This window comes from Streptacidiphilus sp. MAP5-3 (genome assembly GCF_041262505.1).
GTDB lineage: Bacteria > Actinomycetota > Actinomycetes > Streptomycetales > Streptomycetaceae > Streptacidiphilus.
The window spans coordinates 217,007-237,453 of record NZ_JBGCCL010000005.1; the positions used below are offsets into that span (position 1 = coordinate 217,007).

General features: G+C 69.4%; 18 protein-coding genes and 1 riboswitch. Of the genes, 8 read left to right on the top strand and 10 right to left on the bottom strand.

Annotation, left to right across the window (positions count from 1 at the left end; genetic code table 11):
• Positions 1-37: 37 nt before the first annotated feature.
• A riboswitch (SAM riboswitch) is annotated at positions 38-170 on the bottom strand.
• Positions 171-297: 127 nt separating this feature from the next.
• Positions 298-1,377 (bottom strand): anthranilate phosphoribosyltransferase, encoded by a 1,080-nt coding sequence (trpD, locus tag ABH928_RS11095; protein WP_370064802.1) that lies wholly within the window; start codon positions 1,375-1,377, stop codon positions 298-300.
• Positions 1,378-1,547: 170 nt separating this feature from the next.
• Positions 1,548-1,964 carry a hypothetical protein gene (locus ABH928_RS11100; protein WP_370064804.1) on the bottom strand — a complete coding sequence of 139 codons (417 nt, stop codon included), beginning with the start codon at positions 1,962-1,964 and terminating at the stop codon, positions 1,548-1,550.
• Positions 1,965-2,344: 380 nt separating this feature from the next.
• Here ABH928_RS11100 and ABH928_RS11105 point away from each other — a divergent pair, with 380 nt between their 5' ends.
• The 4 genes from ABH928_RS11105 (at position 2,345) to ABH928_RS11120 (ending at position 6,563) form a co-directional block, all read left to right on the top strand.
• Entirely contained in the window at positions 2,345-2,965 is a 621-nt protein-coding gene (locus ABH928_RS11105) for a heme-copper oxidase subunit III (RefSeq protein WP_370064806.1), read from the top strand.
• Positions 2,966-3,034: 69 nt separating this feature from the next.
• Positions 3,035-3,838, top strand: a complete 804-nt coding sequence (locus ABH928_RS11110) for a c-type cytochrome (protein WP_370064808.1) — start codon at positions 3,035-3,037, stop codon at positions 3,836-3,838.
• The gene (locus tag ABH928_RS11115) at positions 3,835-4,902 is read left to right on the top strand and encodes a Rieske 2Fe-2S domain-containing protein (protein ID WP_370064810.1); all 1,068 of its coding nucleotides are present in this window, start codon (positions 3,835-3,837) and stop codon (positions 4,900-4,902) included. The genes ABH928_RS11110 and ABH928_RS11115 overlap by 4 nt, the downstream gene beginning before the upstream one ends.
• Positions 4,899-6,563, top strand: coding sequence for a cytochrome bc complex cytochrome b subunit (locus ABH928_RS11120; protein WP_370064812.1), 1,665 nt, complete (start codon positions 4,899-4,901; stop codon positions 6,561-6,563). The genes ABH928_RS11115 and ABH928_RS11120 overlap by 4 nt, the downstream gene beginning before the upstream one ends.
• 116 nt (positions 6,564-6,679) lie before the next feature.
• Here ABH928_RS11120 and ABH928_RS11125 read toward each other — a convergent pair whose 3' ends face one another.
• The 5 genes from ABH928_RS11125 to ABH928_RS11145 form a co-directional block, all read right to left on the bottom strand.
• Positions 6,680-8,635: an MFS transporter gene (locus ABH928_RS11125; RefSeq protein ID WP_370064814.1), complete on the bottom strand. Its 1,956-nt coding sequence runs from the start codon at positions 8,633-8,635 to the stop codon at positions 6,680-6,682.
• A 97-nt stretch (positions 8,636-8,732) separates the two neighbouring features.
• A complete protein-coding gene (locus ABH928_RS11130) occupies positions 8,733-10,166 on the bottom strand; it encodes an Ig-like domain-containing protein (RefSeq protein ID WP_370064816.1) in 1,434 nt (477 codons plus the stop codon).
• Between the two features lie 192 nt (positions 10,167-10,358).
• On the bottom strand, positions 10,359-10,757 hold the full coding sequence (locus ABH928_RS11135) for a cytochrome c oxidase subunit 4 (RefSeq protein WP_370064818.1): 399 nt from the start codon (positions 10,755-10,757) through the stop codon (positions 10,359-10,361).
• Positions 10,754-12,496 carry a cytochrome c oxidase subunit I gene (gene ctaD, locus ABH928_RS11140; RefSeq protein ID WP_370064820.1) on the bottom strand — a complete coding sequence of 581 codons (1,743 nt, stop codon included), beginning with the start codon at positions 12,494-12,496 and terminating at the stop codon, positions 10,754-10,756. Before ctaD ends, ABH928_RS11135 begins: the two co-directional genes overlap by 4 nt.
• Positions 12,493-13,365 (bottom strand): cytochrome c oxidase subunit II, encoded by an 873-nt coding sequence (locus tag ABH928_RS11145; protein ID WP_370064822.1) that lies wholly within the window; start codon positions 13,363-13,365, stop codon positions 12,493-12,495. Before ABH928_RS11145 ends, ctaD begins: the two co-directional genes overlap by 4 nt.
• Before the next feature lie 467 nt (positions 13,366-13,832).
• On the opposite strand from ABH928_RS11145, the gene ABH928_RS11150 reads away from it, so the two are divergent.
• A complete protein-coding gene (locus tag ABH928_RS11150) occupies positions 13,833-15,269 on the top strand; it encodes a cysteine desulfurase/sulfurtransferase TusA family protein (protein WP_370064824.1) in 1,437 nt (478 codons plus the stop codon).
• Positions 15,270-15,329: 60 nt separating this feature from the next.
• Here the strand turns inward: ABH928_RS11150 and ABH928_RS11155 are convergent, their stop codons facing one another.
• A complete protein-coding gene (locus ABH928_RS11155) occupies positions 15,330-16,304 on the bottom strand; it encodes a carbohydrate kinase family protein (RefSeq protein ID WP_370064826.1) in 975 nt (324 codons plus the stop codon).
• Between the two features lie 218 nt (positions 16,305-16,522).
• Between ABH928_RS11155 and ABH928_RS11160 the strand changes: the two genes are divergently transcribed.
• Together ABH928_RS11160 and ABH928_RS11165 are read left to right on the top strand one after the other, a co-directional pair.
• Positions 16,523-16,741: a hypothetical protein gene (locus tag ABH928_RS11160; RefSeq protein ID WP_370064828.1), complete on the top strand. Its 219-nt coding sequence runs from the start codon at positions 16,523-16,525 to the stop codon at positions 16,739-16,741.
• 133 nt (positions 16,742-16,874) lie between these two features.
• Complete coding sequence (locus ABH928_RS11165; RefSeq protein WP_370064830.1) at positions 16,875-17,414, top strand: hypothetical protein; 540 nt, start codon at positions 16,875-16,877, stop codon at positions 17,412-17,414.
• 79 nt (positions 17,415-17,493) lie between these two features.
• Here ABH928_RS11165 and erpA read toward each other — a convergent pair whose 3' ends face one another.
• Positions 17,494-17,847: an iron-sulfur cluster insertion protein ErpA gene (erpA, locus tag ABH928_RS11170; RefSeq protein ID WP_370064832.1), complete on the bottom strand. Its 354-nt coding sequence runs from the start codon at positions 17,845-17,847 to the stop codon at positions 17,494-17,496.
• Between the two features lie 123 nt (positions 17,848-17,970).
• Between erpA and ABH928_RS11175 the strand changes: the two genes are divergently transcribed.
• Entirely contained in the window at positions 17,971-18,834 is an 864-nt protein-coding gene (locus ABH928_RS11175) for a GNAT family N-acetyltransferase (RefSeq protein ID WP_370064834.1), read from the top strand.
• Positions 18,835-18,947: 113 nt separating this feature from the next.
• Here the strand turns inward: ABH928_RS11175 and ABH928_RS11180 are convergent, their stop codons facing one another.
• Positions 18,948-20,303: an aspartate aminotransferase family protein gene (locus tag ABH928_RS11180; protein WP_370064836.1), complete on the bottom strand. Its 1,356-nt coding sequence runs from the start codon at positions 20,301-20,303 to the stop codon at positions 18,948-18,950.
• Positions 20,304-20,447 lie beyond the last annotated feature (144 nt).

A 20,447-nucleotide genomic window follows, 5' to 3' on the forward strand; every position in this document is an offset into this window, starting at 1 on the left:
TACCGCATTCGCTTCGACACGAGAACACTCCTCGGGAGATCCGCGCTTGCCTGGCGGCGTTCTCGCCACAGGCCTGGTCGTCACCCGGAGGCACCCCACCACGGTTGGAGGGTTGCCGGACAGCGAGCCGGGGCTTCAGCGGCTGACGCCGCGTGCTATCACTCGTGACCTGTCAGGGAGTATGGCAGATGTTCACTCCGTGGGCGAAGCGCGTTTCAGATAATGGGACGCTGCACTGTCCAGGGGCGCGGCGGAGCCGCACTTCAGCAGAGCCCCGCGCCCCTGGAGGTACCGCAACTACCCCTTCGAGGTCGCGTTGGCCCACTCGGCCAGCTTGCGCTCCGCCGCGCCCGAGTCGATCGACTCGGCGGTCCGCTCCATCGTGGAGCGCATCTGCTCCACGAACGGCGCGGTGGAACCGCCCTGCTCCAGCGCCACCAGCGCCGACGCGCTGTTCAGCACCACCGCGTCCCGGACGGGGCTCCGCTCGCCCGCCAGCACCCGTCGGGCGACCTCCGCGTTGAAGGACGCGTCCGCGCCGCGCAGCGCCTCGATCGGGGCCAGGGAGATGCCGACCTCACGCGGGTCGAAGACGAACTGCTCGACCTCGCCTTCCCTCACCCGCCACACGGTCGAGGTCGTGGTGATGGTCAGCTCGTCCAAGCCGTCGTCGCCGCGGAAGACCAGCGACGAGTTGCCCCGGCGCGCCAGCACGCCGGCGATCAGACCGGCCATGCGCCGGTCGAAGCAGCCGACCGCGTTCGCGCCCACCCGGGCCGGATTGGTCAGCGGGCCGAGCAGGTTGAAGAAGGTGGGGACGCGCAGCTCCGCGCGCGCCGTCGCGGCATGCCGCATGGAGGGGTGAAAGACCGGCGCCGGACAGTAGGTGATGCCCGTCTCCACCGCGACCTCCGCCACCCGACGCGGCGTCAGGGCGAGGTTGACGCCCAGCTTCTCCAGCACGTCCGTCGCGCCGCTCGCGCTGGACGCGGCCCGGTTGCCGTGCTTGGCGACCCGCGCGCCCGCGCCCGCCGCGACGATCGCGGACATGGTGGAGATGTTGACGGTCTTGGCCCGGTCGCCGCCGGTACCGACGATGTCGACGGCGGGGCCGGGGACCTCGATCACCGTGGCGTGCGCGTACATCGCCTCGACCAGACCGGTGATCTCCTCCACCGTCTCGCCCTTGGCGCGCATCGCGACCATGAAGCCGGCCACCTGGGCCGGGGTCGCCTCGCCGGAGAAGATCTGGTCCATCGCCCAGGCGGTGTCCGCCGCGGAGAGGTCCTCGCCCGACAACAGCGGCATCAGGACGTCCGGCCAGGTGCGCACCCGCGCGGGGTCGTCGCCGCCGAACGCAGGATTGGAGTGCACCATGGCTGTCGCCTCTCGAAGGCCGGGTTCTGATCTGCCAGACCGGCCCAGCCTATCGAGCGGCACACCCTGCAAGACGCAAGATCTCACGCGGCGAGACGTACGTTCTCAGCCTGGCCCGCAGCTCACCGCGTCGGCGCCTCAGCCCGTCAACGCCTCAGCTTGCCAGCGCCTCAGCTTGCCAGCGACGGACGGTGCCCGGGGCGTAGCAGCGCGCACGCCGTCTCCACCAGCGCGACCGGGTCGACCGGCGCCGGGACCGCCGCGTCGGCGTGGCTCCAGGTGGCGAGCCAGGAGTCCTGCGGACGGCCGATCAGCACCAGCACCGGCGGGCACTGGTAGATCTCCTCCTTCAGCTGGCGGCACAGGCCCATGCCGCCCAGCGGCACCGCCTCGCCGTCCAGCACCAGCAGGTCGACCCGCTTGGCGCCCTTGCTGTGCGCGTCCATCGCAGCCACGACCGCCGGCGCGGTGGCGCACTCGAAGTAGGCGAGCTCCGGCAGCTCCGCGTCCGGCCGCTTGCCGAGCGCCAGGCGCACCTGCTCACGGGTGTTCCGGTCGTCGCTGTAGACAAGGATGTTCAGTGCCATCGCTCGTACTCCCCCTCGGGTGTCATCGACGCGAGTGTGAATCGACGTGAGTGTGATCGGGGCCACTGCGGGGTGCTCGCTCCGGATGCTACTCGTGTCCCGCACGCCACAACACCGGGTGAACACAACACCGGGACAACGACGGTCTCCCCCGTAACGTGACGGCCGAGGCGTCGTCTTCCGCCGGACTCGGCCCGGACAGCCCCATCCCCTTCACTACTTCGAGGGACACCACGGCCCGTCGCGCAAGCGCGACACGCGCCGAATGGGCAGGCCATTCGAGGGAGAACAGGAAGATCGGCGAGGTCGGAGGGTACGTCACACCCCGGACACACCGAGGATGACCCCCCGGCGTTAGTGCGGAATAAGGGACCGACATAATGTCGGTCGTGGCGACAGCAACTGCAGTAGAAACCGGGCACGCACACGGTTCGGTCAACCGGCCGAACCTCACCAGCGTCGGAACCATCGTCTGGCTGAGTTCCGAGCTGATGTTCTTCGCGGCCCTCTTCGCGATGTACTTCACGCTTCGTTCGGTGACGGGTACCGCCTTCTGGCACTCGCAGAACCAGGCGTTGAACGTTCCCTTCTCCGCAACGAACACCACGATCCTGGTGCTCTCCTCGTTCACCTGCCAGATGGGTGTCTTCGCCGCCGAGCGCGGCGACGTGAAGAAGCTCCGGGCCTGGTTCATCGTGACCTTCATCATGGGCTCGATGTTCATCGGCGGTCAGATCTACGAGTACACGGAGCTGGTCAAGCACGACGGCCTTTCGCTGTCGTCCTCCCCCTACGGCTCGGTGTTCTACCTCACCACCGGCTTCCACGGGATGCACGTGACGGGTGGTCTGATCGCGTTCCTGCTGGTGCTCGGGCGCACCTATGCGGCCAAGCGCTTCACGCATGAGCAGGCGACCGCGGCCATCGTCGTGTCGTACTACTGGCACTTCGTCGACGTGGTCTGGATCGGCCTCTTCGCGACCATCTATCTGATCAAGTAGCAGGGCCGGACCGTCCTGACGGTCTACCGGACTCCAAGACGCTCCAGATCCTCACACCGGGGTTAATCCGTGAAAAAGCTCTCCGCACGACGGCGCCACCCGCTGGCAGCGCTCGTCGTCCTCATCTTCGCGCTGGCGTTCACCGGGGGGCTGTATGCCGCGCTCGCGCCGACGAGCAGCGCATCGGCCGACGCCAGCCAGTCCCTCCAGGTCGAGGAGGGCAAGCGGCTGTACCAGGTCGGCTGTGCCAGCTGCCACGGTCTGGAAGGACAAGGCACCAAGGACGGACCCTCCCTGGTGGGCGTCGGCCAGGCGGCCGTCGACTTCCAGGTCGGCACCGGCCGTATGCCCGCGCAGCAGCCCGGCCCCCAGGTGCCCGCGAAGAAGGTCATCTACAACCAGGCTCAGATCGACCAGCTCGCCGCTTTCGTCGGCACGCTGGGCGCGGGCCCGGCGATCCCCTCCGCCGACCAGTACACCGGTGGTGACGTCGCGGCAGGTGGCGAACTGTTCCGCACCAACTGCGCGCAGTGCCACAACTTCGCGGGCGCCGGTGGCGCACTGAGCGAGGGCAAGTACGCACCGCCGCTGGCGGGCGTCAGCGACAAGCACATCTACGAGGCCATGCTGACCGGCCCGCAGAACATGCCCCTCTTCCCTGACTCCACGATGCCGGAGCAGCAGAAGAAGGACATCGTCGCCTACGTCACCCACGCGACGAACAGCAACTCCAACCCGAGCTACGGCGGTATGACGCTGGGCTCCATCGGTCCGGTTTCCGAGGGTCTCTTCGGCTGGATCTTCGCGCTGGGCGCCCTGATCGGCGTGGCGATCTGGGTCGCTGCCCGCACCCCCAAGGCCAAGAAGTCATGACGAGCCAGGACAACATGTCTGAAGAACACCTGCCGGAGGCCTCGCACGGCCAGGGCGGCGAACCCGTCGTAGGACCTGACGGTTACTTCGCCGACCCGGGCCTGCCGCCCCACGAGCACCGCCGCACCGACATCGACGAGAAGGCCGCCCGCCGTGCGGAGCGCCAGGTCGCGATGTGGTTCATGCTGTCGATGGTGGCCACCGTGGCCTTCATCGCCAGCTATGTCATCTTCAAGCCGGGGCCGACGCACCACGTCTACATCTGGCCCATCGGCAACGTGGCCCCGCTGAACTTCGCCCTCGGCGTCTCGCTGGGCGTGTCGCTGTTCGCCATCGGCGCCGGCGCGGTCCACTGGGCCCGCACGCTGATGTCGGACGAGGAGCACATCTCCGAGCGTCACCCGATCGAGGCCACCCCGGCGGTCCGCGAGCAGGTCTTCTCGGACTTCCGCCAGGGCTCCAAGGAGTCGGGCTTCGGCCGTCGCAAGCTGATCCGCAACACGATGATCGGCGCCATGGCGATGGTCCCGCTCTCCGCGGTCGTGCTCTTCCGCGACCTGGGCCCGCTGCCGGAGAACAAGCTGGAGACCACCGGCTGGAAGGCCGGGATGCTCCTGAAGAACATGAACACCGGTGAACCGATCCAGGCCTCCGACGTCCAGGTCGGTTCGCTGACCTTCGCGATGCCGTCCGACCTCTCGGAGACGGACGACGACTTCCAGGAGCGCATCGCCAAGGACGCGCTGATGCTGGTTCGCATGCAGCCGTCCGACATCAAGGACAAGAAGTCGGCGTCCATGGGTTACCAGGGCGTGCTGGCCTTCTCCAAGATCTGCACCCACGTCGGTTGCCCGATCAGCCTCTACGAGCAGCAGACGCACCACGTCCTCTGCCCGTGCCACCAGTCGACGTTCGACCTGTCGGACGGCGCCCGCGTCATCTTCGGCCCGGCCGGTCACCCGCTGCCGCAGCTGCAGATCGGGATCGACACGACTGGCAACCTCGAGGCCCTCAACGGCTTCACCGCCCCCGTCGGCCCCGGCTTCTGGGAGCGCAGCGAATGAGTACCCACGCACACGAGGACTCCCACGTGGAGCAGATCGGCCACAGCGAGGCCGGCATCGAGCAGAAGCACCTCGGCGAGAAGGCTGCAGACTGGGCGGACGGCCGCCTCGGTATCTACAACCTGGCCAAGTCCAACCTGCGGAAGATCTTCCCGGACCACTGGTCCTTCATGCTCGGTGAGATCTGCCTCTACAGCTTCATCATCATCATCCTGACCGGCGTCTACCTGACGCTGTTCTTCCAGCCCAGCATGGCCGAGGTCGTCTACCACGGCTCGTACGTGCCGCTGCAGGGCATCAAGATGTCCGCGGCGTACGAGTCGGCGCTGGACATCAGCTTCGACGTGCGCGGCGGTCTGCTGATCCGTCAGATCCACCACTGGGCGGCGATCGTCTTTGTCGCGGCCATGCTGGTGCACATGATGCGCGTCTTCTTCACCGGCGCGTTCCGCAAGCCGCGTGAGATCAACTGGCTGTTCGGCTTCCTGCTGCTCTTCCTGGGCATGTTCGACGGCTTCATGGGCTACTCGCTCCCGGACGACCTGCTGTCCGGTACGGGTATCCGCTTCATGGAGGGCGCGATCCTGTCGGTGCCGATCGTCGGCTCCTACCTGGCGATGTTCCTGTACGGGGGTCAGTTCCCGGGCAACGACATCATCCCGCGCTTCTTCACGATCCACGTGCTGCTGATCCCGGGCATCATGCTGGGCCTGCTGGTGGCCCACCTGATCCTGGTCTTCTACCACAAGCACACCCAGTTCGCGGGCCCCGGCCGCACCGAGAAGAACGTCGTCGGCATGCCGCTGATGCCGGTCTACATGGCCAAGGCCGGTGGCTTCTTCTTCCTGGTCTTCGGTGTCATCGCGTTCGTCTCGGCGATCGCCTCGGTCAACCCGATCTGGGCGTACGGTCCCTACCGCCCCGACCAGGTGTCCACCGACGCCCAGCCGGACTGGTACATGGGCTTCTCCGAGGGCCTGATCCGCATCATGCCGGGCTGGGAGATCCGGGCCTGGGGTCACACCCTGGTGCTGGGCGTCTTCATCCCGCTCGTGGTCTTCGGTCTGATGTTCGTCGTCATCGCGCTCTACCCCTTCATCGAGGGTTGGATCACCGGTGACAAGCGCGAGCACCACATCCTCGACCGCCCGCGCAACGCCCCGGTCCGCACCGGTCTGGGCGTCGCGTGGATCGTGGAGTACATCATCCTGCTGGTCGGCGGCGGCAACGACCTGTTCGCCACCCACCTGCACCTGTCGATCGACTCGATCACCTGGGCCTGCCGCATCCTGTTCTTCGTCGGCCCGGTCATCGCGTTCATCGTGACGAAGCGTTGGTGCATGGGTCTGCAGCGCGCGGACCGGGACAAGATCCTGCACGGTCGCGAGACCGGCACGATCAAGCGCCTGCCCCACGGTGAGTTCATCGAGGTCCACGCGCAGCTGCCGCAGGACGAGCTGTTCCGCCTCACCGCCCACGAGCAGAACGCCCCGGCCGAGCTGCCCCCGGCGGTCGACGAGAACGGCGTCAAGCGCAAGGTCGGTCGCGTCGCCAAGCTCCGCGCGAAGCTCTCCGACGGCTACTTCGGCCCGCAGAGCCAGATCGCGAAGCCGACGGCCGAGGAGCACGCCGAGCTCACCAGCGGCCACGGCCACCACTAAGCGCGCAGCGCACCTGCAGTAAGCCGCCGCCACAGCGGTAGGGCCCCCTCCCGAAGTCGGGAGGGGGCCCTTGCTGTTGCCGCCACGAGCGGGCAGACCACCTCCGCACCGGGTGGTTACTCGCGCAGTTCCCCGCGCCCCTGAGGCACCTGCAACTCCAGGTCCGTTCCTATCCTCCGGATGAACCCCTCCCAGCGGGCGACGAACTCCGGGTCGTGGGGGGAGAGTCCGGTCGCCATCCGGGTGATCTGCGGCAGCAGCGCCGGGTAGCTCGCCAGGGCGAAGCAGAGCAGGCGGAAGAGGGCCGGGTCCAGCTCCGGGTCGATCAGACCCGCTTCCTGGCGGCGTGTCACCTCCGCAATCTGCGCGCGGATGACCGGCTCGCGCTCGTCCTCCTTCGGAATCGTGCGGTCCCCGTACGCCAGCGCCTCGCGTTGGAGGTACGCGAGCCAGGCCGTGTCGGCCGACTCGTGCTCGCGGTAGTGGAAGGCGAGGAACTCGCCCAGCCGTTCCGGTGCCTGCTCAGTGCGGGTGAGCCGCTGGCCGCGGACGCGGCTGAGCAACTCGTCGAAGAACGACTGGCCGACCCGGCCGCCGGTGGCGAGGAACATCGACCAGGCGAAGCCGCCCGCCCAGCCCGGAAGGCGCTCGATCAGCGCGTTCGCAGGCTGTCCCGGGCTGACCGGCAGCCGGTGGACCAGCAGGGCCGCGCCCAGCAGCAGCGCCGCGCTGATCGGCATCAGCTCGCCGAACGCCGTGGCGTACGCCGCGCCCGGCGGCTGCGTACCGACGAGGCTGAAGAAGAGCAGCCCGAAGAGCGCGACGCCCAGCACGTTCGCCGTCTGCATCGACGTCGTGACGATGCCCGACGCGCCGCCCGCGTCCTGCGGTGGCACGCCGGAGAGAATGGTGCCGACCAGCGGGCTCATGCCGAAACCCTGGCCGATGCCGGTCAGCAGCATGGTGGGTGCCAGTGACCAGACCGTCAGCGAGCTCCCGGCGACCGCCGCCGTCGCGGCCGTGCCGAACAGACCCAGCGCCGCCAGCACGTAGCCGGCGCCGAGGACGTGGCGCCCCAGCATCGGGACCAGTCGGGGCGCCACCAGCGAGGCGGCGAAGAACCCCACCGCGCTCGGCGTGTAGACCAGCGCCGACTTCAGCGGAGAGAAGCCGAGCCCCGTCTGCAGGTAGACGGCGAGGGTGAAGAGGAACCCCGCGTAGGACATCATGAACAGGATCGCGATCGGCACGCCGCCGGCGAATCCCCTGTTCCGGAAGAGGTCCAGCCGTACCAGCGGCTGCCCGCCACGGGACGCGACGCCGCGCTCGAACCGCAGGAAGACCCAGCCCACCGGCAGCGACGCGACCAGCAGCAGCACCAGCCAGAGCGGCCACCCCTCATCCCTGCCCAGCAACAGCGGCACGCTGACCAGCAGCAGCAGCGCCGTCACCAGGCCGGCGCCGCCGAGGTCCAGCCGCGTCCGCGACTCGCTCCGGTCGTCCGGCAGCCACACCACGGCGGCCACCGCCGCGAGGATCCCTACGGGTACATTGACCAGGAAGACCGGCCGCCAGGTCCACCCGAACAGGTTCAGCGCCAGCAGCGCGCCCCCGATCAGCTGACCGGCGATCGACGCGATCCCGATCACCGCGCCGAAGACGCCCAGCGCCCTGCCGCGTTCGGCGCCCGTGTAGGTGGTCTGGATGATGGCCAGCACCTGCGGGTAGAGCATCGCCCCGCCGACGCCCTGCAACACCCGGGCCAGCACCAGCACCGGGATGTCCGGTGCCGCCCCGCACAGTGCCGAGGCGGCCGTGAAGACCAGCAACCCCAGCACGAACATTCGTTTGCGGCCCAGGATGTCCCCGAGCCGCCCGCCCGTCACCAGCAGCGACGCATAGGCGATGGTGTATCCGGAGACCACCAGTTCCACCGCGCCGAACCCCGCGCCGAGTCCGGAACGGATGGACGGGATCGCCACATTGACGATGGCGACGTCCAGGATCGCCATGAACGTTCCGACCAGCACGATCGGCAGCGTCAACCGTCTGCCGAGTTCTCTGCCTGCCACGCACCCCTCCCTCGATCACTCCCCTGATCACGCAGCACCCCATTGTGGAGGGGGCGCTCCGTGTTCGCAGGAGTTTTCGAAGGAGGGGTGCGTGGCCTCAGGTGCCCGGCCGGAGGTAACCCGCCGTCAGCGCGCCTGCGCCGCCCTGCCGCGTCGCGTCACCGCCCGCTGCGCCGGAGCCCGAAACGGACGCCGTCGTCGACGCCGTGGTCGACGCCGTCGTGGACGCGGTGGTGGTGGAGGCCGTGGTGGAGGCCGTGGTCGTGGACGCCGTGGTCGTGGACGTCGAGGAGCTCGCCGCCGCGAGGTCCGCCGCCGTCACCGGCGCGGTGCGGACCGGGCCGCCGAGCGCGGTGCCCTGCTGCCACGCGGACCAGCTGAGGTTCCAGTCGCCGAAGCCGTTGCCGAACGGCTCCATCTGGTGGCCCGCGCTGTTGATCACCTGGACCAGGTCCCCCCGCCGGAAGGCGTTGTAGAACCACTCGGCGTTGCCGGTGCTCATGCCCGTGCAGCCGTGGCTGACGTTGGCGACGCCCTGGGAGCCGACCGACCAGGGCGCGGCGTGCACGAACTCGCCGCTCCAGGTGACCCGGGTGTCCCAGTAGACGTCCAGGTGGTAGGCGTTGGAGCTGTCCGCGGCGATGCCGACGGTCGAGGAGTTCATGAAGACCTCCTGCGACTGCTCCAGGACCACCTTGATGCCGTTGCGGGTGGAGAAGCCGGGCTTTCCGGTGGTCACCGGGATGCTGCGGATCTCCTGGCCGTTCTTGTAGACCGTCAGGTAGTCGCTGGCGGCGTCGGTGACCGCGAGCATCCGGTCCCCGGTGCGGAAGGCCACGGAGGCCGGAGCGCCCCCGTAGAGGCCGTTCTGGACGCGTGCGCCGCCGAGGTCGAAGGCGGCCGCGATCGTCGCGTGCACGGGCCAGTAGGACTGCGGACGGAAATGCAGCGTCTTGTCGTCCACCCAGTACCAGCCGCCGACCACCTGTGGCGTGGAACGCACGGTCAGCGCCCGCTCCACGATCTTCCGCGCGGCCGGGTCGTGCACCGGCGCGCTGAGCGCGACGGCGATGGGTTCCCCGACGCCGTACACCGCGTGGTCGCGCGGGGTCATCGTCGCGGTGAGCAGCGCGGAGGAGTTGAGGGTGGTGAAGTCCCGCTGGACGCTGCCGCGTCCGTCGCCGTTCGCGGCGGTCACGTGGACCGTGTAGTGCGTAGCGATCGCCAGCGGGCCGCTGGAGCGCCAGGAGCGGCCGTCCGCGGCCAGCGTGCCCGCCACATGGCGGCCGTTGTCGGCGACGACGGTGACGTCGGTCAGCCGGCCGCCGTTCCTCGCGGTGATGACGACGGGCAGGTTCGGGTCGACGCCCGTCCTGCCGTCGGCCGTCGGGGAGACCTGGACCAGCGTGGCCGCGTCCACCTGGGCCGGCGGCTCGACTCCTCCCCCGCTGCAGGCCGTCAGGACCAGCGGGGTCGCCAGCACCGCGCCGGTGAGCAGACTGCGCACCCATACCGACTTCGCGGACTTCATGCGGTACCACCCTCTTCCAGATTTCGACGCTCCGTCACATCGTAGGAAATCAGGACATTTTCCACCGCTCCGCTGACCCACCGGAGTGGTCCGGGTAACACGAAGGGCCGAACACTCCGCCCGAAGGCGGGGTGTTCGGCCCTTGCATCACGCTCTGCCGGACGAACCGTCAGCGGTGTTGCCCCACGTGGGTCACTGCGTCTGGTTCTCGCCGCGGTAGTACTCGAAGCTCCAACCCCAGATGCCCATGAGGATCACCGGCATGGCGAACATCATCAGCCACCAGCCGAAGATGACGCCCAGGAAGGCCAGCGTGCCGCCGAGGCCCAGGGCCAGCGGCTGCCAGCTGTGCGGGCTGAAGAAGCCCTGCACACCCGCGTCGTCCGAGACCTCGGCCTGCGGGTTGTCGCTCGCGCCCGTGTCCACGCGGTTGGCGGTGAACAGCAGATAGAAGGCGATGAACGAACCCAGACCGAAGGCCAGGAAGAGGCAGGTGGTACCGGTCGGGTCCTTGGACCAGATGCCGTACCAGATCGCCATGCCCAGAACGAAGACCGCGAAGCCGGCGAAGATCTTGCCCTGTTCCTTCATCGGTCACCCGCCTCCTTCTTCTCCAGTGCGGCCTGCAGATGGGCCGGCACCTCGCCGTGGTTCTCCAGGTAGTCCTGCGCCGCGATCTCCGGGTGGTGCAGGTCGAACGCCGGGGATTCCGAACGGATGCGGGGCAGCGTGAGGAAGTTGTGCCGCGGCGGCGGGCAGGAGGTCGCCCACTCGAGCGAGCGGCCGTAACCCCACGGGTCGTCGACCTCGACCTTCTTGCCGTACTTGGCGGTCTTCCAGACGTTGTAGAGGAACGGCAGGATCGACGCGCCCAGGATGAAGGAGCCGATGGTCGAGATCAGGTTCAGCGTGGTGAAGCCGTCGGTGGGCAGGTACGTCGCGTAACGACGCGGCATGCCCTCGGCGCCCAGCCAGTGCTGCACCAGGAAGGTGGTGTGGAAGCCGACGAACAGCATCCAGAAGCAGATCTTGCCCAGACGCTCGTCCAGCATCTTGCCGGTCATCTTGGGCCACCAGAAGTGGAAGCCCGCGAACATCGCGAAGACGACGGTGCCGAAGACCACGTAGTGGAAGTGGGCGACGACGAAGTACGAGTCCGAGACGTGGAAGTCGATCGGCGGGGAGGCGAGCAGAACACCCGTCAGACCACCGAAGACGAAGGTGACCAGGAAGCCGATGGTCCACAGCATCGGGGTCTCGAAGCTCAGCGAGCCCCGCCACATGGTGCCGATCCAGTTGAAGAACTTGACGCCGGTCGGAACGGCGATCAGGAACGTCATGAAGGAGAAGAACGGCAGCAGCACCGCGCCGGTGACGTACATGTGGTGGGCCCACACGGTCACGGACAGACCGGCGATCGCGATGGTGGCCGCGATCAGCGACTGGTAACCGAACATCGGCTTGCGCGAGAAGACCGGCACGACCTCGGAGATGATGCCGAAGAACGGCAGCGCGATGATGTACACCTCTGGGTGCCCGAAGAACCAGAACAAGTGTTGCCAGAGGATGGCACCACCGTTGGCCGGGTCGAAGACGTGCGCACCGAACTTGCGGTCGGCCTCCAGCGCCAGCAGCGCAGCGGCCAGGACCGGGAAGGCCAGCAGGACCAGGACAGCGGTCAGCAGGACGTTCCACACGAAGATCGGCATCCGGAACATGGTCATGCCCGGGGCACGCATGCAGAGGATGGTGGTGATGAAGTTCACCGAACCGAGGATGGTGCCGAAGCCCGAGAGCGCCAGACCCATGATCCACATGTCGCCGCCGACACCGGGGCTGTGGATCGCGTCGGAGAGCGGCGCGTAGGCGAACCAGCCGAAGTCGGCCGCACCCTGCGGGGTGAGGAAGCCGCCGACGGCGATCAGCGAGCCGAACAGGTACAGCCAGTAGGCGAACATGTTCAGTCGCGGGAACGCGACGTCAGGGGCGCCGATCTGGAGCGGCATGATCCAGTTCGTGAAGCCGGCGAAGAGCGGCGTCGCGAACATCAGCAGCATGATCGTGCCGTGCATGGTGAACGCCTGGTTGAACTGTTCGTTCGTCAGGACGCCGCCGTCCGGCTGTGCCAGCTGCGCACGCATCGTCAGCGCGAGGATGCCGCCGATCAGGAAGAACGCGAACGACGTCACCAGGTACAGGGTGCCGATCGTCTTGTGGTCCGTCGTCGTCATCCACTTGATGATCGACGTCCCGTGCTTCTGCCCCTTTGCCGGGCGCGCGGCGGTGGCGGTCCCCCCGCTGAGCCCATGGGGTTCATTGAGGATGGTCATTTCTGGAGGTTCCCTGCTCCCGTGGTGACGATGCCGGACGGAACGTTGCCGCCCTGGCCCTTGGCCCGCAGCTGAGCCAGGTGGGCCTGGTACTGGGCCGGCGTGACCACCTTGACGTTGAAGAGCATCTCCGAGTGGTCGACACCGCAGAGCTCGGTGCACTTGCCGCGGAAGGTGCCCAGCACGGTCGGGGTGACCTCGAACTTGTTCACGATGCCCGGGATGACGTCCATCTTCATGAGGAAGTCGATCGGCCAGAAGCCGTGGATGACGTCACGCGACGTCAGCTCGAACTCGGTGGTCTCACCGAGCGGCAGCCACAGCGTCGGCTCCTGACCCGGCGTGCCGACGTCGTAGGCGCCGGGACCGTTCGGGTTCGCAGCGGTCTGGTTGTGCGGGTCGACCGTGTAGTCGTAGTTGAACGCCCAGCTCCACTGGAACCCGACCACGTTGACGTGGTTCGTCGGGTTGTCGATCTTGAGCAGGTCCGTCTCGTCCCGCGCCGTGTAGTAGAAGAAGACCGACACCATGATCAGCGGGACCACGGTGAACAGTGCCTCGAGCGGCATGTTGTAGCGGAACTGCGGCGGCACCTCGACCTTGGTGCGGCTGCGCCGGTAGAAGAAGACCGCCCACAGGATCAGGCCCCAGACGAGCGCACCGACCGCCAGCGCGGCGATCCAGGAGCTCTGCCAGAGGAAGAGGACCGTGTGGCCCTGCTGGTCCCTGGGAGTGGGGAGGCCGAGCCGGGGCAGGTCACTGGACTGGCAGCCTGTGGCGGTGGCAAGGACGAGGCCCAGCGTCAGCGCTGAAAGCAGCTTCCGCCGCATCGAGCGCCGCGGCGAGCGGTCGGAGCCGTTGGGACTCACGTAGCGCCTTCCCGAAGTCTCGCCCGCTCACCAGCCGACCGAAGAGACACCGGAGAGCTCTCCGGGATTCCCGATGGCGTGGTCACGGGCAGGGTTTGGATGTTTATGCGGCCCAAACCCTACTCCAGGCGAATCGAAGGTTCGCGGGCAGGTCCCACTAACGCGCCGATCATGCCTCCGGATGGCCCCCGGACAGGCGGAATCGCAGGTCAGAGCGGTTTGCCCGGACCGGGCGGACAGCCCGGCGACACGCCGGGGGGCCGCCTTCTGACGCCTTATGAGCACGTAATACGATCAGGGGCGAACGGGAGCGGTGTCCCTTCTGCCGCTGGTACGGCGGTTGCCTGCACTGCGCCTGCTCCTGCGCCTCCTGCCCTGGCTGCTCTGTACCTGCTGTTGCGCCTGCCTGACGGTGTGCGCAGCACCGGCTGACACTCTGCCACCCGCGCGCTCGTTACGGTGGGACCGTGCCGAACTTTGATGTCGCGTCCACCGCGCCGTTGCACCCACTGGCCAGGCAGGCGCTGCTCTCCGCCCTGGACGAGGGATGGGCCGACCCGGCCCGGCTCTACCGCGACGCCCGGCACGCCCGGATGCTGCTGGACGCGGCCCGCGAGAGCGTCGCCGCCGATCTCGGCGTCCGTGCGGACGAGGTGAGTTTCACCGCTTCGGGTACGCAGGCGAACCATCTCGCCGTTCTCGGCCTCCTCTCCGGAAACCACCGGAAAGGACGTCACCTCGCACATTCCGCCGTCGAACATTCCTCCGTACTCCACGCGGCGGAACAACACGAGGCGGCCGGAGGCACCGTCAGCACCGTGCCGGTGGATATGACGGGACGGGTGAACCTGGACGCGCTGGCCGTCGCCGCCCGCGCCGAGGGGACCGCGCTCCTCTGCCTCCAGTCGGCCAACCACGAGGTCGGCACCGTCCAACCGGTCGCCGAGGCGGCACAGCTGTGCGCCGAGGCGGGCGTCCCGCTCTTCGTCGACGCCGCACAGTCGGCGGCCTGGGTACGGGTGGCCGGCGACTGGTCGGCGCTGGCCGCGTCCGCGCACAAGTGGGGCGGTCCGGCCGGGGTCGGCGTCCTCGCGGTGCGCAAGGGCGTCCGCTACCGCTCACCGCTTCCTGCGGACGAACGCGAGGGCGGCCGGGTACCCGGCTATGTCAACGTTCCCGCCGTTGTGGCCTCGGCCGTCGCGCTGCGTGCCGCCCGCCAGGAGGCGGCGGAGGCCGACGCCCGGCTGCGCCCGCTGATCACCCTGCTCCACGAGCGGGTACCCGCCCTGGTCCCGGACGTGTCGGTGCTCGGCGACCCGGCGCTCGGCGATCCGGCGCGACGGCTGCCGCACCTGCTCACCTTCTCCTGCCTGTACGTGGACGGAGAGTCCCTGCTGGGCGCACTCGACCGGGCCGGCTTCGCGGTCTCGTCCGGCTCCTCGTGCACGTCCAGCACCCTGACGCCCAGTCATGTCCTGGCCGCGATGGGGGCGTTGACCGAGGGCAACGTCCGGGTCTCGCTGGGCCGCGACGCGACCGCCGCGCAGGTGGAGGAGTTCCTCGCGGTGCTGCCCGGCGCGGTCGCCGAGGTCCGGGCCCAGCTGCTGGGCCCGGCCGCGGGCGGAACCGTGCCGACGCCGGGCGGAACCGGGCAGGTGACGGACGTGACCGTGGTGGACGCACTGGGCATGCTCTGCCCGGTCCCCGTCTCCGAATTGGCCAAGGCCTTCGAACAGGTGCCGCTGGGCGGCCGGGTGGCGCTGCTCGCCGACGACGAGGTCGCCGCGATCGACGTCCCGGCCTGGTGCCACCTGCGGGACCAGGAGTACGAGGGCCAGGCCCCGGCGGACCGGTACCAGCCGGGCGCCGAGGGCACGGCCTACCTGGTCCGCCGGGTCTCCTGACGCTCCACCTGCACAGGGGGCGCTCAGCCGAGTCAGGGGCTCAGCCGACGAGTTGGGGGCTCAGCCGAGGTGGGAGCGCAGCTCTGCCGCCGCCTCTTCCCCGTAGGCCACGGCGAACCGCTCAGCGAAGTGGCCGCGGCGCAGCTCGTACTCCTGGGTGCCCAGCGTCTCGATGACCAGTGTCGCCATCATCGCGCCGACCTGTGCGGCCCGCTCCAGCGAGATGCCCCAGGTGAGACCGGCCACGAAGCCGGCCCGGAAGGCGTCGCCGACACCGGTCGGGTCGACCTTGGCGTTCTCCTGCGGGCAGGAGACGAAGATCGGCGCCTCGCCCTTGCGGTCGATCCGCGCGCCCTTGGCCCCGAGCGTCGTGATCCGGACGCCGACCCGGTCCAGCACGTCCTCCTCGGACCAGCCGGTCTTGGACTCGATCAGGGCCTTCTCGTACTCGTTGGAGAAGAGGTAGGCGGCGCCGTCGACCAGGTTGCGGATGTCGTCGCCCTCCAGCCGGGCCAGCTGCTGCGAGGGGTCGGCGGCGAAGGCGTAGCCACGGGCGCGGCACTCCTCGGTGTGACGGACCATCGCCTCCGGGTCGTCCGCGCCGATCAGCACCAGGTCCAGGCCGCCCGCACGCTCGGCGATCGGCTGCAGCTCGATGTTGCGGGCCTCGCTCATCGCGCCGGTGTAGAAGGACGCGATCTGGTTGTGGTCCTGGTCGGTGGTGCAGACGAAGCGGGCGGTGTGCCGGGTCTCCGAGATGTGCACCGCACCGGTCTCGACGCCGTGCCGGTCCAGCCAGGAGCGGTACTCGGCGAAGTCGGCTCCGGCCGCGCCGACCAGCACCGGCTTCAGCCCGAGCAGGCCCATGCCGAAGCAGATGTTCGGCGCCACGCCGCCACGTCGCACGTCCAGGGTGTCCACCAGGAAGGAGAGCGACACCGTGTGCAGCTGCTCCGCGACGAACTGCTCGGCGAAGCGGCCGGGAAAGGTCATCAGGTGGTCGGTGGCGATCGAGCCGGTGACAGCAATACGCACGGCGGCGGACTCCTATGACTGCAAGGCGGGGCTGCGGTGAGTGCAGGCGTTCTACCGTACCGGCCTGCCTCCACCGGTGGGGCGGGTCCCGCCTCCGGGCTGTTCTTGCCGCGTCCGGGCGTTACCGCAGCGTAGGGGTGGAACCGCTCCGTGCGCGGTTCTAGTGTCGAACTGAGAGAGCGAGAGGCGGCAGCTCAGCCGCCGAGGAGGCCTTGATGATGCCCGACCGCAGCCCTGTGAGGATTCCGGCGCACCTGCGCGGCGACGCGGACCAGGACACGCTGGCGGCGCTGGTCGAGGGCGGACGTCGACTGGGCCTGTTCTGGCCGCTCCAGCCCGCCCCGAAGGAGTCGGCGACGTCGGTGCGCCACCCCGGCTTCAAGGTCAGCGCCCGCGAGGCGCGCAGGTTCGGCAGCATGTCGCCCTTCGGCGACTGAACAGACGCCAGAACAGGCGACTGATACAGGCGACTGATACAGGTACCTGCGCAAGCAGCCGGGCAGGGGAACCGCTTCTGTCACTCCCACGTCCCATGGTCGTTCAGCAAGGAACAGACCAGGAGGCCGAACCGTGGAGTTTCGCAGCAGTCCCCGCCCGCCCGGCGCCCGCCCGCGCCCGCGGGTCCGCGTCGCTCTGGCCGTCGTCGCCGCGGCGGGCGCCGTCGGCCTGACGGCCTGCGCCTCCGGAGCGGGCACCAGCTCGGTCACGGCGGGTTCCAGCGTGTCCGCCTCACCGTCGGTCAACCCCGGCGGCCCGGTGCGCACGCTCTCCCCCAGCCCGTCCGCCCCGCGCGCGCAGGTCGTCCCCGCCACCGGATACAGCGCGGCGGGCAACGACCTGACCGTCTACTTCGACGCGGGCACCTGCGACAAGTACGGCGCGAACGCCGACCAGTCGCAGCCGGGCAAGGTGCTGGTCCGCATCGTGATCACGCAGCGCGCGCCCGCCACCCAGATGTGCCCGCTGGTGATCACCCCGCAGCACGTCACCGTGGACCTGGGCCGCCCGCTCGACGGCCGCCGCGTCGTCGACGCCTCCGACAGCAAGGCGCTGGCGCAGGTCAGCACCATGCCGACCAGCAAGGTGACACACGGTCCGATGACGGGGTGAGGACCGCATACGTGGGGCCCCGGCCGTCATCGGCCGGGGCCCCACGGGACTGCATTCACTTCACCGGATTCGGCTCCGCTCAGCTGAAGGAGTCGCCGCAGGCGCAGGAGCCGGTCGCGTTCGGGTTGTCGATCGTGAAGCCCTGCTTCTCGATCGTGTCGACGAAGTCGACCGTGGCGCCGGTCAGGTAGGGGGCGCTCATGCGGTCGGTGACGACGCTGACGCCGCCGAAGTCGGCCACGACGTCGCCGTCGAGCGAACGCTCGTCGAAGAACAGCTGGTAGCGCAGGCCCGAGCAGCCGCCGGGCTGCACCGCGACGCGAAGCGCCAGGTCATCGCGGCCCTCCTGCTCCAGCAGGCTCTTGACCTTGGCGGCGGCGGTGTCGGTGAGGATGATCCCGCTCTCGACGCTGGTCTCGTCCTGGACGGTCATCTGCATACTCCCGGGTTTGACGACGTACTTCCACCGGCGAGAACCGGCGGCGCCCCGGATGTATTCCGGGTGAAGTCCTGAACCTCCATGCTCGCACACCCGGGCGCGCACGAGAATGCAGAGATGATCCTGCGACCCGTGCACGACTCCGCCGCCGACGCGAGCGCCGTCCGCTCGATCTACCGGGCCGCGTTCGCGGTCCCACCCCTCTCCGACCGGGAACGGGCGCGCGCCGACGTCCGCACCAGGCGGCTGGCCGCCGCGGACGAGGGCGGCTGCTGGTTCGCCGTGGACGACCGCGAGGGTGACGGCGATCCGCTGGGCGTGTCGCTGTCGCTGCGGCGCGAGGGCCTGTGGGGGCTGGCCCTCTTCGCGGTGCGTCCGGAGGCCCAGGGGAAGGGCGTCGGGCGGCTGCTGCTGGACCACGCGCTCGCGCACTCCGGAGGCTGTCTGCGCGGCATGATCGTCGCCTCCGACGACCCGCGCGCGGCGCGGCGCTACCACGCGGCGGGCTTCCGGCTGCACCCCACCATGGCGATGACCGGGACGGTCGACCGCACCGCGCTCCCCGAGACCGGCGGCGTACCCGTCCATCTGGGTGACGCGAACCACTTCGACCTGCTGGACTCGATCGACCGCCGCACGCGTGGCGCCGCGCACGGCGAGGACCACCTCGCGCTGCTGCGCACGAGCGACGAGTTGCTGGTCGCGGACACCCTGGCCGGTTCCGGGTACGCCTACCGGCTGGGCGGCCGGGTGATGATGCTGGCCGCGACCTCGCGCCGGGTCGCCACGGCGCTGCTGGTCGGGGCCCTGGCCCGGATACCGGAGTCCACGAGCGCCGAGATCCGCACCGTCACCGCGGAGCAGGACTGGGCGGTGGACGTCTCGCTGGCCGTCGGACTCTCCGTCAGCACCCGTGGCTACCTCGCCCTGCGCGGCATGAGGCCCCCGACGCCGTACCTGCCGTCGGGGGCCTACCTGTAGCGGTCCGGAAGGCCGGATCGGAGCGCCGTGCTCTCGGACCGCCGCGCTCTCAGACCGCCGTGCGCTCAGACCGCCGTGCCCTTAGACCCCCGTGCTCCCAGGCCGCCGTGTCCTCACACCATCGTGTCGAGGATCTCGCGGACCATGTCCATGGTCGTCCCCGGGTGCAGGAACGCGAACCGGGCCACGACCTCGCCCTCCCAGCCGGTCGGGGTGACGAAGCCGGTCTGCTCCGCCAGCAGCCGCTCGGACCAGGCGTAGTACTGCTCCGCCGTCCAGCCCTTGCGCCGGTAGACGATGCTGGAGAGCTCCGGCTCGCGGATGACCTCCAGGTCCGGGTACTCGGCGCGGATCAGCGCAGCGGTGTCGCGGGCCAGCGCGATGCCGGCCTCGATCGCCTCGCTGTAGGCCTCGGTGCCGTGGACCGCCAGCGAGAACCACAGCGGCAGGCCGCGGGCGCGCCGGGTCAGGTGGTACGCGTAGTCGGTCGGGTTCCACTCCTGGTCGTGCTCGCCGGTGTGGAGCACGTCCAGGTAGGACGCGTCCTGGGTGTGCACGGACTTGGCCAGGCGCGGGTCGCGGTAGATCAGCGCGGCGCAGTCGAACGGCGCGAAGAGCCACTTGTGCGGGTCCACCACGAACGAGTCCGCGTGCTCGATGCCGTTGTACTTCTCCCGCACCGACGGGGCGAAGAGCCCGGCGCCGCCGTAGGCGCCGTCGACGTGGAACCAGAGGCCGTGCTCGCGGGCGACCTCGGCGATGCCCGCCAGGTCGTCGACGATGCCCGCGTTGGTGGTGCCGGCCGTGCCGACGACGGCGATGATCGAGCCCGGGTCCCCGTCGGCCTCGATGGCCTTGCGCAGGGCCACGCCGGTCAGGCGGTGGTTCTCGGTCGGGACGACCAGCTTCTCGACGCCGATGATGTTGAGCGTGTTGGTGACCGAGGAGTGGGTCTGGTCGCTGACCGCGACCCGCAGCCGTGCGCCGATGCCCACGCCGAGCCGGCGGCGGGCCGAGTCCCTGGCCACGACCAGCGCGGACAGGTTGCCCGCGGAGCCGCCGGAGACGAAGCAGCCGCCTGCCGAGGCCGGCAGCCCGGCCCGGTCGGCGATCAGGCGCAGCACCTGGTTCTCGGCCGCGATCGCGCCCGCCGCCTCCAGCCACGAGATGCCCTGGAGCGAGGCGCAGGAGACGACCATGTCGAAGAGGAGCGCGGCCTTGGTCGGCGCGCACGGGATGAAGCTCAGGTAGCGCGGGCTGTCGGCGGAGATGACCGCACGGGACAGCTCGTGGTCGTAGAGCTTGAGGACGTCCGCAGGATCGTTTCCGCGCTCGCCCAGCAGGCCTTCGAGCGCCCCGGACAGCTTCTCGCCGTCGCCGGGGTGGTCCAGCGGGACCGGGTCGTACTGCAGACGCTCCCGCATGTAGTCGAAGACCAGGTCGACCATGCGGGCGTCGTACTGGTGCATTCGCTCAGGGTGGGCCACGGGACGGTCCTTTGGTGACGGGTGTGGGGGGCATTGCAACCCTAGGCAGCGCACCCCCCGCCGGGCATGTCGGAATCCGGCAGCCCACGCAGGCAACCGGCGTGATCACCACCCCCGGCGCGGGAT